The 13,210-nt window shown below is 69.9% G+C and carries 14 protein-coding genes; 10 read left to right on the top strand and 4 right to left on the bottom strand.

The features are described 5' to 3' along the window. Nucleotides 1-85: 85 nt before the first annotated feature. Nucleotides 86-727, bottom strand: a complete 642-nt coding sequence (locus ACTWQR_RS49275; RefSeq protein WP_443233875.1) for a PH domain-containing protein — start codon at nucleotides 725-727, stop codon at nucleotides 86-88. A 184-nt stretch (nucleotides 728-911) separates the two neighbouring features. On the opposite strand from ACTWQR_RS49275, the gene deoC reads away from it, so the two are divergent. From deoC to ACTWQR_RS49255, 4 genes are all read left to right on the top strand, one after another. Further along, on the top strand, nucleotides 912-1,871 hold the full coding sequence (gene deoC / locus ACTWQR_RS49270; protein WP_443233895.1) for a deoxyribose-phosphate aldolase: 960 nt from the start codon (nucleotides 912-914) through the stop codon (nucleotides 1,869-1,871). 6 nt (nucleotides 1,872-1,877) lie between these two features. Continuing rightward, nucleotides 1,878-3,314, top strand: coding sequence for an aldehyde dehydrogenase family protein (locus tag ACTWQR_RS49265; RefSeq protein WP_443233874.1), 1,437 nt, complete (start codon nucleotides 1,878-1,880; stop codon nucleotides 3,312-3,314). After that, nucleotides 3,307-4,212 carry an aldehyde dehydrogenase family protein gene (locus ACTWQR_RS49260; RefSeq protein WP_443233873.1) on the top strand — a complete coding sequence of 302 codons (906 nt, stop codon included), beginning with the start codon at nucleotides 3,307-3,309 and terminating at the stop codon, nucleotides 4,210-4,212. Before ACTWQR_RS49265 ends, ACTWQR_RS49260 begins: the two co-directional genes overlap by 8 nt. Before the next feature lie 264 nt (nucleotides 4,213-4,476). After that, entirely contained in the window at nucleotides 4,477-5,118 is a 642-nt protein-coding gene (locus ACTWQR_RS49255; protein ID WP_443233872.1) for a uridine kinase family protein, read from the top strand. A gap of 281 nt (nucleotides 5,119-5,399) precedes the next feature. Here ACTWQR_RS49255 and ACTWQR_RS49250 read toward each other — a convergent pair whose 3' ends face one another. Beyond that, entirely contained in the window at nucleotides 5,400-6,140 is a 741-nt protein-coding gene (locus tag ACTWQR_RS49250; RefSeq protein ID WP_443233871.1) for a SigE family RNA polymerase sigma factor, read from the bottom strand. Between the two features lie 262 nt (nucleotides 6,141-6,402). Between ACTWQR_RS49250 and afsQ1 the strand changes: the two genes are divergently transcribed. From afsQ1 to ACTWQR_RS49225, 5 genes are all read left to right on the top strand, one after another. Beyond that, on the top strand, nucleotides 6,403-7,080 hold the full coding sequence (gene afsQ1, locus ACTWQR_RS49245; RefSeq protein WP_128380879.1) for a two-component system response regulator AfsQ1: 678 nt from the start codon (nucleotides 6,403-6,405) through the stop codon (nucleotides 7,078-7,080). After that, the gene (locus ACTWQR_RS49240) at nucleotides 7,077-8,669 is read left to right on the top strand and encodes an ATP-binding protein (RefSeq protein WP_443233870.1); all 1,593 of its coding nucleotides are present in this window, start codon (nucleotides 7,077-7,079) and stop codon (nucleotides 8,667-8,669) included. Before afsQ1 ends, ACTWQR_RS49240 begins: the two co-directional genes overlap by 4 nt. Beyond that, nucleotides 8,669-9,370: a hypothetical protein gene (locus tag ACTWQR_RS49235; protein ID WP_443233869.1), complete on the top strand. Its 702-nt coding sequence runs from the start codon at nucleotides 8,669-8,671 to the stop codon at nucleotides 9,368-9,370. Before ACTWQR_RS49240 ends, ACTWQR_RS49235 begins: the two co-directional genes overlap by 1 nt. A 102-nt stretch (nucleotides 9,371-9,472) precedes the next feature. Continuing rightward, nucleotides 9,473-10,021: a VanZ family protein gene (locus ACTWQR_RS49230; protein WP_443233868.1), complete on the top strand. Its 549-nt coding sequence runs from the start codon at nucleotides 9,473-9,475 to the stop codon at nucleotides 10,019-10,021. A gap of 102 nt (nucleotides 10,022-10,123) precedes the next feature. Continuing rightward, a complete protein-coding gene (locus ACTWQR_RS49225; protein WP_443233867.1) occupies nucleotides 10,124-10,327 on the top strand; it encodes a PspC domain-containing protein in 204 nt (67 codons plus the stop codon). A 95-nt stretch (nucleotides 10,328-10,422) separates the two neighbouring features. On the opposite strand, the gene ACTWQR_RS49220 is transcribed toward ACTWQR_RS49225, so the two are convergent. Together ACTWQR_RS49220 and ACTWQR_RS49215 are read right to left on the bottom strand one after the other, a co-directional pair. Next, nucleotides 10,423-10,776 (bottom strand): ATP-binding protein, encoded by a 354-nt coding sequence (locus ACTWQR_RS49220; protein ID WP_443233866.1) that lies wholly within the window; start codon nucleotides 10,774-10,776, stop codon nucleotides 10,423-10,425. Between the two features lie 127 nt (nucleotides 10,777-10,903). Continuing rightward, nucleotides 10,904-12,067, bottom strand: a complete 1,164-nt coding sequence (locus ACTWQR_RS49215) for an adenosine deaminase (RefSeq protein WP_443233865.1) — start codon at nucleotides 12,065-12,067, stop codon at nucleotides 10,904-10,906. A gap of 113 nt (nucleotides 12,068-12,180) precedes the next feature. On the opposite strand from ACTWQR_RS49215, the gene ACTWQR_RS49210 reads away from it, so the two are divergent. Next, complete coding sequence (locus ACTWQR_RS49210; RefSeq protein WP_443233864.1) at nucleotides 12,181-12,942, top strand: prolyl oligopeptidase family serine peptidase; 762 nt, start codon at nucleotides 12,181-12,183, stop codon at nucleotides 12,940-12,942. Nucleotides 12,943-13,210 lie beyond the last annotated feature (268 nt).

Raw genomic sequence — 13,210 nt, 5'->3', positions numbered from 1 at the left:
AGCCGCGAGCCCCGAACCACCGGGGGACGAGCGAGCCCGCAACCCGGAGAACAAGCGGGTCAGGCCATCGACAAGGACCGCGCCCTCATCCCACCGCAAGCAGGATCGCCAACAGCACCGCACCGGCCGCCGCCGGTCCCACGATCTCGTACGCCCAGCGCACCGACACCTCGCCCTGCGCCCCCTCGTCCTCGCCCCGGGTCTCCACCAGGTCGCGCAGCTCGTCCATGATCTGGTCGGTCTGGGCGCGCACGGGTCCGGTCGGTATCGCCGACGTACGACCGCTGGTGTCCGACGCGGCCCCGCGGGCCTGCTGCCGCGCCGCTTTCTTGCGGCCGCGCAGTGAGACGGGCACGGCCCACAGCTGGTACTTGGTGCCGGATTTGTCGAACACCTCGTTCGAGTAACCGGACCTCAGCGCCTCGACCGTGCCCCAGGGCAGCGAGATCACCCGGAAGGGGTTGCGGATGCGCAGCCGCTGCTCGTTCGCGAAGACGGCCGGGCGGAGGGTGAAGGCGACGACCAGCGGGACGAGGAAGATCAGTGCGGCGAGCGCCACCCAGGGCGTACGGCCGTCGCCCGCGACCAGTGCGTCGACGCCGAGCCAGCCCGCGATGGCGAGCAGCAGTACGCCGCCCGCTATACCGGAGGGCGACCGGTAGGCCCGGTCCTTGTACTGGGGATCCGGTGCGTCCGGCGCGGGTGACTTGGGGTCCGGGGTCGTCATGGTCCCGATTCTGCCCGACGCCGCTGACACCGCTCATGGGCGGTGCCCCGGCTCGCGACGGGCACGGTAAGCACGCGGGGGGACGGGCACGGGCGGGACTCGGCGACGGGAACCGGGATGAGCATCGGGATGAGCACCGGGGCTGTACAGCCGCTACGCGCGTAGATATGCTCGTCTGGTGACCATGCCCACCACTGCACCTGTTGCTGCACACGCACTCGGCGACGTAACCGCGTCCGACAGCACGCTGCGCCGCTTCCTCCACGGGCTGCCCGGCGTCGACGCGGTCGGCCTGGAGGCGCGCGCCGCCTCGCTCGGCACCCGTTCCATCAAGACGACCGCGAAGGCGTACGCCATCGACCTCGCCATCTCGATGGTCGACCTGACGACGCTGGAAGGCGCGGACACCCCGGGCAAGGTCCGGGCACTCGGCGCCAAGGCCGTCCGCCCCGACCCCACCGACCGTACGACCCCGACGACCGCCGCACTCTGCGTCTACCCGGACATGGTGGCCACCGCCAAGGAAGCCGTCGCCGGCTCCGGCGTGAAGGTCGCCTCCGTGGCCACCGCGTTCCCGGCCGGCCGCGCCGCGCTCGGCGTGAAGCTGGCCGACGTGCGGGACGCCGTCGCCGCGGGTGCCGACGAGATCGACATGGTCATCGACCGCGGGGCCTTCCTCGCGGGCAAGTACATGAAGGTGTACGACGAGATCGTCGCCGTGAAGGAGGCCTCGGGCGCCGCCCGCCTGAAGGTCATCTTCGAGACCGGCGAGCTGTCGACGTACGACAACATCCGGCGCGCGAGCTGGCTCGGCATGCTGGCCGGGGCCGACTTCATCAAGACCTCGACGGGCAAGGTCGCCGTCAACGCGACACCCCCCAACACCCTCCTCATGCTGGAAGCCGTACGTGACTTCCGCGCGCAGACCGGGGTACAGGTCGGCGTGAAGCCCGCCGGCGGCATCCGGACCACGAAGGACGCCATCAAGTTCCTGGTGCTGGTCAACGAGACCGTGGGCGAGGACTGGCTGGACAACCACTGGTTCCGCTTCGGCGCGTCCTCGCTCCTGAACGATCTGCTGATGCAGCGTCAGAAGCTGGCCACCGGCCGCTACTCCGGCCCCGACTACGTGACGGTGGACTGATCCATCATGGCATCTGCATTCGAGTACGCACCGGCGCCCGAGTCCCGCTCCGTCGTCGACATCGCACCCTCCTACGGCCTGTTCATCGACGGCGAGTTCACCGAGGCCGCCGACGGCAAGGTCTTCAAGACCGTCAGCCCGAGCACGGAAGAGGTTCTCTCCGAGATCGCCCAGGCGGGCACCGAGGACGTGGACCGCGCGGTGAGGGCCGCCCGCAAGGCCTTCGGGAAGTGGTCCGCGCTGCCGGGCTCCGAGCGCGCCAAGTACCTGTTCCGCATCGCGCGGATCATCCAGGAGCGCTCCCGAGAACTCGCCGTCCTGGAGACCCTCGACAACGGCAAGCCCATCAAGGAGACGAGGGACGCCGACCTCCCCCTCGTAGCCGCGCACTTCTTCTACTACGCGGGCTGGGCCGACAAGCTCGATCACGCCGGCTTGGGCGCCAACCCGCGGCCGCTGGGCGTCGCGGGCCAGGTCATCCCCTGGAACTTCCCCCTCCTCATGCTGGCGTGGAAGATCGCCCCGGCCCTCGCGACCGGCAACACGGTCGTCCTGAAGCCCGCCGAGACGACCCCGCTCTCCGCTCTCTTCTTCGCGGACATCTGCCGCCAGGCGGGCCTCCCCAAGGGCGTCGTCAACATCCTTCCGGGATACGGCGACACGGGCGCGGCCCTCGTCGAGCACCCGGACGTGAACAAAGTGGCCTTCACCGGTTCCACGGCGGTCGGCAAGGCCATCGCGCGCTCCATCGCGGGCACGAAGAAGAAGGTCACTCTCGAACTCGGCGGCAAGGGCGCCAACATCGTCTTCGACGACGCCCCCATCGACCAGGCCGTCGAGGGCATCGTCACCGGCATCTTCTTCAACCAGGGCCAGGTCTGCTGCGCGGGCTCCCGCCTCCTGGTCCAGGAGTCGATCCAGGACGAGCTCCTCGACTCCCTGAAGCGGCGGCTCTCGACCCTCCGCCTCGGCGACCCGCTCGACAAGAACACGGACGTCGGCGCGATCAACTCCGCCGAGCAGCTGGCCCGTATCGCCTCGCTCGTCGACAAGGGCGAGGCCGAGGGCGCCGAGCGCTGGTCCCCGGCCTGCGAACTCCCGTCCTCCGGCTACTGGTTCGCCCCGACGCTCTTCACGAACGTCACCCAGGCGCACACCATCGCCCGCGACGAGATCTTCGGCCCGGTCCTCTCCGTCCTCACCTTCCGGACACCGGACGAGGCGGTCGCCAAGGCCAACAACTCCCAGTACGGCCTGTCGGCGGGCATCTGGACGGAGAAGGGCTCCCGGATCCTGGCCGTCGCCAACAAGCTCCGCGCGGGCGTCGTCTGGGCCAACACGTTCAACAAGTTCGACCCGACCTCGCCGTTCGGCGGCTACAAGGAGTCGGGCTTCGGCCGCGAGGGCGGTCGCCACGGCCTGGAGGCGTACCTCGATGTCTGAGAAGTCCGAGAAGTCCGAACAGCGACTGAGCGTCTTCAAGACCTACAAGCTGTACGTGGGCGGCAAGTTCCCGCGTTCCGAGAGCGGCCGGGTGTACGAGGTGACCGACTCCAAAAGCAGGTGGCTGGCGAACGCGCCCCTCGCCTCCCGCAAGGACGCCCGTGACGCGGTGGTCGCGGCCCGGAAGGCGTTCGGCGGCTGGTCCGGCGCGACCGCGTACAACCGCGGCCAGATCCTCTACCGCATCGCCGAGATGCTGGAGGGCCGCAAGGACCAGTTCGTACGTGAGGTCGCGGACGCGGAGGGCCTGTCCAAGTCGAAGGCGACCGTCCAGGTCGACGCGGCGATCGACCGCTGGGTCTGGTACGCGGGCTGGACCGACAAGATCGCCCAGGTGGTCGGCGGCGGCAACCCCGTGGCGGGCCCGTTCTTCAACCTCTCCACTCCCGAGCCGACGGGCGTCGTGACCGTCCTCGCCCCCCAGGAGTCGTCCTTCCTGGGCCTGGTCTCGGCGATCGCCCCGGTGATCGCGACCGGCAACACGGTGATCGTGATCGCGAGCGAGAGATCCCCGCTGCCGGCGCTGTCGCTGGGCGAGGTGCTGGCCACCTCCGACCTCCCGGGCGGAGTGGTCAACATCCTCTCCGGCAAGACGGCGGAGATCGCCACGCCCCTCGCCGCGCACCAGGACGTCAACGCGATCGACCTCGCCGGCGCCGACGACGTACTCGCGAAGGAACTGGAGATCGCGGCGGCGGACAACCTCAAGCGGGTCGTCCGTCCACAGGCTGTGGATTACTTTGCGGATCCCGGCATCGACCGCCTCAAGGCCTTCCTGGAGACAAAGACGGTCTGGCACCCGACGGGCGCGCTGGGCGCCTCCGGATCGTCCTACTGAGGCTCGGGATCCCGGCCCGTGTCCCCGGGATCCCGTTCGGCGGAGAGCCGCGCTCCCCCTCCGTCCGGGGGAAGCGCGGCTCTCTCTTCTCCGGGCCCGGCTCTCTCTTCTCCGAACCCGGACCAGTGTCGCGTCATGGCTGCCGCCACCTTTCGCCACGATAAGTAATCAGCACGACACGAAAGGTAGTTGACGTGTGACGCGCGCTCAAAAGGCGACCCGCGGGGTCGGCCGCGGGCACGCGATGCCTCACACTGGTGTCTCGTGAGTTCCCATCCCCCGATACCCACCCGCGTCGTGCTGCTGTGCGGCCCCTCCGGCTCCGGCAAGTCCCTCCTCGCGGCCCGCTCCGGCCTCCCGGTGCTGCGGCTCGACGACTTCTACAAGGAGGGCGGCGACCCGACGCTGCCGCAGGTGGCGGGGAGTTCGGACATCGACTGGGACCACCCGCTGTCCTGGGACGCGGACACCGCCGTCGGCGCGATCGAGGAGCTGTGCAGGACGGGGCGTACGAGCGTTCCGGTGTACGACATCTCGCTGAGCGCCCGCACCGGTGAGGAGACCGTCGACATCGGGCGTACGCCGCTGTTCATCGCGGAGGGCATCTTCGCCGCGGAGATCGTAGGGCGGTGCCGGGAGGCCGGAGTGCTGGCGGATGCGCTCTGCTTGAGCCGAGGTCCGGTCACCACGTTCCGTCGCCGTTTTCTGCGGGATCTCAAGGAGGGCCGGAAGTCCGTTCCGTTCCTGCTCCGCAGGGGGTGGCGGCTGATGCGCGCCGAGCGGTCCATCGTGGCCCGCCAGACCGTGCTGGGCGCGTACGCGTGCGACCGGGACGAGGCGCTGGGGCGGCTCGCCGCTGCCGCGGCCGGGCGGTGCGTGGCGCTCCGCGCGGAGGCTGGTGGGTAAGTGCGGGTTCGGTGGGGGCTGGTCGCGCAGTTCCCCGCGCCCCTGAAGGCGCGCCATAGTCACCCTCGTACACATAAAAGACCCTCGTACGCATAAAAGCGGGACTGGATGGACCCCCCGGCCCTCCAGTCCCGCTTCTTTCCCCGTGATCCCCCGTGGTCCCCCGTGACCCCGTTGGTCCCCCCGGTACTGCTCCCCCGTTGCTCTCTGCCCGCCGCCTCCCCCCGGAGTGACGAACAGCCCCCTTACTACCCCCGTTTACTTGCTTCCCCCCACAGCCTTCAGGCGACAAGCTCCCCGAAGGACTCCTCCTCGTCACGGCCGAAGCTGAGGACCTCGTCCTCGCGCAGCCGGCGGAGTGACCGCCAGATGCTGGACTTCACCGTGCCGACACTGATGTCGAGGATCTCCGCGATCTCCGGGTCCGTGCGGCCCTCGTAGTAACGAAGGACCAGCATGGTGCGCTGGAGTTCGGGCAGCCGGGCAAGCGCCTGCCACAGGACGGCGCGCAGCTCGGTGCCGCGCATCGCGTCCGTGTCGCCGGGCGTCTCCGGCAGCTCCTCGGTCGGGTACTCGTTCAGCTTGCGGCGGCGCCACGCGCTGATGTGCAGGTTGGTCATGGTGCGGCGGAGGTAGCCCCCGACCGCGGCCTTGTCGCTGATCCGCTCCCAGGCCCGGTACGTCGAGAACAGCGCGCTCTGCAGCAGGTCCTCTGCCTCGAAGCGGTCACCGGTCAGGTGGTAGGCGGTTGCGTACAGGGAGGCGCGGCGCTCCTGGACGTAGGCGGTGAACTCCGCCTCCGACACCGAACGACGCTCCCCCGTGGCCTCCCCGTACGCGGCTCCCCCGTACGTTCCCCCCACATGTGCGTCAACCACCGTCATGTACGACCCGGCGTGCTGACGCCCGGTGCCGCGAGCGCACCCCCGCCCGCTCACGGCACCGGACTTCTCCGCGCTCCTCGTGACGTCGTGGAGACGCGTGACTACTGCGCCAGTGTTGGTGCTGTGCAGCGTGTTCATCTCGCGCCCCCCGTCGTGGAGTTCTGGTTCTGCGGTGCTTCCTTGCCTGTGACCAAAAGCTTGCCGGGGGGACTTCATGACGGTGTCCGCCGACTGTCACAGAGCTGTCACAGGGATTGGGCCCGGGCGCACCACAGTTTGATCACAGAGAAGCGTCGTACGGCTACTCATCGACACCTGCGCCACGCACTCGTACGCGGGACATGTGTGGGAGCGCTCCAACAGTCGATACCCGCCCATGTCATGGGACAGAATGACGTCCGTGCCTTCCCTGTTGCTGATCGAGGACGACGACGCCATCCGGACGGCCCTGGAGCTCTCTCTGACGCGCCAGGGACACCGGGTGGCCACCGCTGCGACCGGTGAGGACGGTCTGAAGCTGTTGCGCGAGCAGCGGCCCGATCTGATCGTCCTCGATGTGATGCTGCCCGGCATCGACGGCTTCGAGGTGTGCCGGCGCATCCGGCGCACGGACCAGCTGCCGATCATCCTGCTGACCGCGCGCAGCGACGACATTGATGTCGTGGTGGGCCTCGAGTCCGGCGCCGACGACTATGTCGTGAAGCCGGTGCAGGGGCGGGTGCTCGACGCCCGTATCCGGGCCGTGCTGCGGCGCGGTGAGCGCGAGGCCAACGATTCCGCGACGTTCGGTTCGCTCGTCATCGACCGCGCTGCGATGACCGTGACCAAGAACGGCGAGGATCTGCAACTGACGCCCACCGAGCTGCGGTTGCTCCTGGAGCTGAGCCGTCGGCCCGGACAGGCCCTGTCGCGCCAGCAGTTGCTGCGTCTGGTGTGGGAGCACGACTATCTCGGCGACTCGCGGCTGGTCGACGCGTGCGTGCAGCGGCTGCGGGCGAAGGTGGAGGACGTGCCGTCCTCGCCGACGCTGATCCGCACAGTCCGTGGAGTCGGCTACAGGCTGGACAGTCCTCAGTGACCGACCCGCAGGACAAGCTCCGCGGCTGGGCCGCGGCACGCAAGGCGATACTGGCGGGCCTGCGCTTCACCAGCCTGCGGCTGCGGCTGGTCGTGGTGTTCGGCCTGGTCGCGCTGACCGCCGCCGTATCGGCGTCCGGGATCGCGTACTGGCTCAACCGCGAGGCCGTGCTCACCCGCACGCAGGACGCGGTGCTCGGCGACTTCCAGCAGGCGATGCAGACCCGGGCCAGTACCCTGCGACCGCATCCGACTCAGGACGAACTGCAGCTGGCGGCGGGGCAGATGGCGAACAGCAGCCAGCGCTTCAGTGTGCTGCTGATCGCGGAGGACGAGAACGGCGACACGGTCCGCGGGAACTCCGACCTGGACACCTTCACGCTGGAGGACGTACCGAAGTCCCTCCAGAAGGCGGTGAACAAGAAGCAGGAGATCACCTCGAACAACAAGTTCGCGTACCACCTGTACTGGCAGCGGATCGTCCAGGGCGACAAGCCGTATCTGGTGGGCGGCGCGAAGGTGATCGACGGCGGGCCGACCGGCTACATGCTCAAGTCGCTGGAGCCCGAGGCCAAGGACCTCAACTCCCTCGCCTGGTCGCTGGGTATCGCGACCGGGCTCGCGCTGATCGGATCCGCCCTGCTCGCGCAGGCGGCGGCGACGACCGTCCTGAAGCCGGTGCACCGCCTGGGCACAGCCGCGCGCCGGCTCGGCGAGGGCAAGCTGGACACCCGGCTGCGGGTGTCGGGCACGGACGAACTCGCCGATCTTTCAAGGACGTTCAACCGCACGGCGGAGTCGCTGGAGAAACGGGTCGAGGACATGAGTGCCCGCGAGCAGGCGTCCCGGCGCTTCGTGGCGGACATGTCGCACGAGCTGCGTACGCCGCTGACCGCGATCACCGCCGTGACCGAGGTGCTCGAGGAGGAGCTCGACGCGGAGACCGGCAGCGTCGACCCGATGATCGAGCCCGCCGTCCGCCTCGTGGTGAGCGAGACCCGGCGGTTGAACAACCTGGTGGAGAACCTCATGGAGGTCACCCGCTTCGACGCGGGCACGGCCCGGCTCGTCCTGGACAACGTCGACATCGCCGACCAGATCACCGCGTGCATCGACGCGCGCGCCTGGCTGGACGCGGTGGACCTGGACGCCGAGCGCGGCCTCATGGCGCGCGTCGACCCGCGCCGCCTGGACGTGATCCTGGCGAACCTGATCGGCAACGCCCTCAAGCACGGCGGCTCACCGGTGCGCGTGAGCGTGCGCGACGAGGCGAACGACCTGGTCATCGAGGTCCAGGACCACGGCCCGGGCATCCCCGAGGACGTCCTCCCGCACGTCTTCGACCGCTTCTACAAGGCCAGCGCCTCCCGGCCGCGCTCCGAGGGCAGCGGCCTCGGCCTGTCCATCGCCCTGGAGAACGCCCACATCCACGGCGGCGAGATCACCGCCGCGAACTCGCCCAAGGGAGGCGCGGTCTTCACCCTGCGCCTGCCGCGCGACGCCTCCGAGCTGGAGGATCCGGACAACCCCGACAACCCCGGGGACACTGACAAGGGCGCCGAGGGCGACAGCACCGAGGGGAACGCGTGATGTCCGTACGCGACGCATGGGGCGTACGCCGGGCGCGCTCCGTACGAGGTGTGCACGCCCCGGGCGTGCGGCGGGCCGTGCCCCGGAGGCCGGCCGCGGGCCGGACCCGGGCCGCTCTGCTCGCCGTGCCGTTGCTCGCCGTGGTTCTCGCCGGGTGCGGGATCCGGGCGACGGAGGTGCCGACCGACTTCGGGCCCGCGCCCTCCCGGGTGCCGTGCAACCTGACCGGCCAGGACATCGGCACGCAGTCCTCGCGCGGGATCCTCGTCCAGGTCTTCCTGCTCTGTTCCTCGCAGCTGGCACCGGTGGACCGGACCGTGCGCATCGCGACCGGACCGGCCGAGACGGACCGCGTACGCGCCGCGCAGGCGCTCCTCGACGAGCTCTCCGAGCCCCCGTCGAACGCCGAAAGGGAGGCGCGCTACCTGACGGCCGTACCGGAAGGCCTCACGGTGAGCGGTCCGGGCGGCGACGACCCGGCCGACACGCTCCGCCTGAGCACGCCGCCCGCGGACCTGGAGCCCTACGCGCTGGCCCAGGTCATCTGCACCTTCAGCGACTCGGAAGCCGCCTCCGACGACGGCACCGTCACGCTCGGCGGGCCCGGCACGGACGCCCCGCGCCGCTACGAGTGCACGGAGAACGTCCGCACCCGGCCGGGCACGGAGACCCCGCCGTCGACGGAGACCGACGGGACCTGAGCTCTCCGCCGGGACCCCGTCTGTGGCGTACGCCTCACCCGTGCGGACCACCCGCCGCCGACACACGGAACCGATCCTGCCGAAGGCCGCGTCTTGGGGGGCGTGCGTCAAGGCTCAAACGGCAGCAGCGCCGTGATCCGCTTCCGTGCGACGGGGGGTGTCCTCCTCGTCGCGCATCTCGCGCTTGTCGCCTGGGTCGCGCTGCGGCCGCTGGATGTGCCGTGGGTGAGCGCCGCGAACCTGCGTCCGTTCGCGAGCATCAGGGCCGATCTGGCGCTGGGCCCCGAGGCGGCGGCCCGAAGCATCGGCAAGGGCCTGCTGCTGCTCGCCCCGCTCGGCGTACTGCTCCCCATGGCCGGCGGCAGGCTCGCCGTCTCGCCGCTGCTGTCCCTGCTCCGTACGGTCGCCGCGGGCGCCCTGCTCTCGCTGGGCATCGAACTGCTGCAGACCGGAGTGCCCGGACAGGTCGTGGACGTCGACTCGCTGCTGCTCAACACCGTGGGCGTGGCCCTGGCCCACCTCGCGATCGTGCCCGCCGCCCGGGGTGCACTACGCCGCCGGGCTGAGACGCGGCGCCTTGCCGCCCGCCGTCGGGAGGACCCGGCTCAGGGTCGGACCCCGACGATTCCCAGGGTCGGGATCGCCCCGTAGAGCGACGCTTCACCCCCTTCGTGACCGTAGCTTGGAAGGCAGATGAGGCAGCCGCACGGAAGCCTCGTACAGACACCCACCGACGCTCACGAAGGAGCCGTAATGAACCGCCTTGCCCGCCCCACCAACGGCCGCATGATCGGCGGAGTGTGCGCAGCGCTGGCTCGGCGCTTCGGCACCTCCGCGACCACGATGCGCGTGATCTTCCTGGTCTCCTGCCTGCTGCCGGGTCCGCAGTTCCTGCTCTACATAGCGCTGTGGATCCTGTTCCCCTCCGAGGACAAGGCGGCTCGTACGGCCTGGTGATCGGCGCGCACACCGCACGCACAGACGCCGATGGGGCGCACCCGACCGGGGGTGCGCCCCATCGGCGCGTACGAGGATGGTGCTCAGGTGCCGGTTCAGCCCAGCGGAGTCCCGTTCACCGGCAGGTTCTGCGGGTGCAGGCCCTGGACCGGCACACCGCCGAGCAGACCGCCGACCGGCTCGGTCGGGCCCCCGGCGAGGGCCTTCTTGAGGGCCGGCTGGGCGGCGGCCACACCGCTGCCGAGCTGACTCTTACCCTGGGCGAGCGACTCGGAGGCGCCGGGCAGCTTCTTGGTGACCCCGTCCGTCGACAGGGCACTGGTGGCGGTGCCCAGGGCCGAGGTGGCGTCCGGGACCGCCGGGGCCGCGTTGGCGGCGCCGGCGCCGGCAGCGGCGAAGGCGGCACCGAGAGCGGCAACACCGAGGGTCTTGGCAGCAGACTGCTTCATCTTCGTCCTTGCATGCGGTGACAGAGGCTTGAGCGATCCGAAAACGGTAATCACGCCCGAGCGCACGCCGCAAACATCGAAAAGCGACCGAGTCACCATCACCCGGCCGCTTTCCGTCCCCCCGCGTTCAGCTCTCTTCGGTCACAGAACCGCTGGTGGAAGCGGTCTGCCTGAACAGCCATTCGGACTTCAGCTCGGCATAACCGGGCTTGATCACGTCGTTGATCATGGCCAGTCGTTCATCGAAAGGAATGAAAGCTGATTTCATCGCATTGACGGTGAACCACTGCATGTCGTCGAGCGAATAACCGAAAGCGTCGACGAGGTGCTCGAATTCCCGGCTCATGCTGGTGCCGGACATCAGGCGGTTGTCCGTGTTCACGGTCGCCCGGAAGTGCAGCCGCCGAAGCAGACCGATGGGATGCTCTGCGTACGAGTCGGCGGCGCCCGTCTGGAGGTTGGAACTGGGGCACAGCTCCAGGGGGATGCGCTTGTCGCGCACGTACGAGGCGAGGCGGCCGAGCTTCACCGAGCCGTCCTCGTGGACCTGGATGTCGTCGATGATGCGCACGCCGTGGCCGAGCCGGTCGGCGCCGCACCACTGGATGGCCTGCCAGATGGACGGGAGCCCGAAGGCCTCGCCCGCGTGGATCGTGAAGTGGTTGTTCTCCCGCTTCATGTACTCGAAGGCGTCCAGGTGGCGGGTGGGCGGGAAACCGGCCTCGGCGCCGGCGATGTCGAACCCGACAACTCCACCGCCGCTCAGGTCGCGGTAGCGGTTGGCCAGTTCGGCGATCTCCAGGGCGCGGGCCGCGTGCCGCATGGCGGTGAGCAGCGCGCCCACCCGGATCCTGTGCCCGTTCTCCCGCGCGCGCCGCTCGCCTTCCCGGAAGCCCTCGTTGACGACCTCGACGACCTCTTCGAGGGTGAGCCCGGCTTCGAGGTGCTGCTCGGGGGCGTACCGCACCTCGGCGTAGACGACGCCGTCCTCGGCAAGGTCCTCGGCGCACTCGGCGGCGACACGGACGAGCGCCTCGCGGGTCTGCATCACACCGACCGTGTGCGAGAAGGTCTCCAAGTACCGCTCCAGCGAGCCGGAGTCGGCGGCCTCGCGGAACCAGACGCCGAGCTTGTCGGGGTCCGTCTCGGGGAGGTTGGTGTAGCCCGATCCCCGGGCCAGATCGACGATCGTCCCGGGGCGCAGGCCCCCGTCCAGGTGATCGTGCAGCAGGACCTTCGGCGCCCGGCGGATCTGCTCCGAGCTCGGGATGTTCTTGGTCTGGCTCGTCATCTCCGCACTCTACCGCCTACGCGCGTAGATCGCCTGATGTACGAATCCGTCGATACGTAACGGTGACCGTGCGGACGGATGGCGTACACCATCGCTTCTGACACTGTTCTGTCATGGCACAGCAAGCGACGCCGGTTCGCAGGGCCCGGCTCGGGCGCACACTCGGTACGGAGCCGACGGCGGTGAGCGGTGTGGTGCTGCTGCTGCCGGGCGGCGAGGAGACCTCCGCCCGCAGGCCGTCACCGATGCTGGCGACGGCGTCCGTACGGGCATTGGGGCGCCGTCTCACGCGCGCGGGGCGGGCGGACGGTCTGGTGGCGCACGTCGTGCACTACCGCTTTCGAGGGTGGAACGGCAGCGAGGAGAACCTCGCCCGCGACGCCGCCTGGGCCGCCGACGAGGTGGTACGCCGCTACGGGGACGTTTCCCTGTGCCTCGCCGGGGTGGACATGGGCGCACGGGCCGCGCTGCACGCCGCCGGGCACGATGCCGTCAACTCCGTGCTGGCGCTTGCCCCTTGGCTGCCCGAGGAGGATGTGGCCGTGCCGGCCGAACCGGTACGGCAGCTTGCGGGGCGGCGGGTGATGATCGTGCACGGCACGAATGACGAACGGACCGATCCGGAGTTGTCCTTCCGCCTCGCCGCACGAGCGAAGAAGGCGAACCGGGATGTCTGCCGGTTCGAGGTTCACTCCGACGGGCACGGGCTGAGCCAGCACCGGGGGGAAGTCCTTGCCCTTGCCGAGGATTTCGTGCTGGGCGCGTTGTTCGAGCGGGGTTTCTCCCGCCCTGTCGAGGACGCCCTGGCAGCCCCACCACCCCTGGGACTCCGCATGCCGCTTGCCTCCGGCTTTGGCAGGTCCCTTCGCCGTTGAGGGTTGCGGGGCGTGGGGGTGTGCGGGTGGGTGGGGCTGGTCGCGCAGTTCCCCGCGCCCCTAAAAGACTTGGGGGGCTTGGGTTGGTTCTTACACGGACGGTCCTCTTGGGCTGAGCGCGCAGTTCCCCGCGCCCCTGAAGGGGCCCCAGCCCCTGCCCGTCCGCAGCCTTCCGTCGGCGTGAGGGGACGTGCCGGGGCGTCCGAGCGCCGCGCTTCCCGGCCCACCCAACCACCTCAGAGCGGCGCTCGGATGCCCCGGCGCAGCC

Source organism: Streptomyces sp. 2A115 (assembly GCF_052245575.1).
GTDB lineage: Bacteria > Actinomycetota > Actinomycetes > Streptomycetales > Streptomycetaceae > Streptomyces.
Note: the sequence above shows the minus strand (reverse complement) of the source record. Positions and strands in the feature narration are given on the sequence as shown.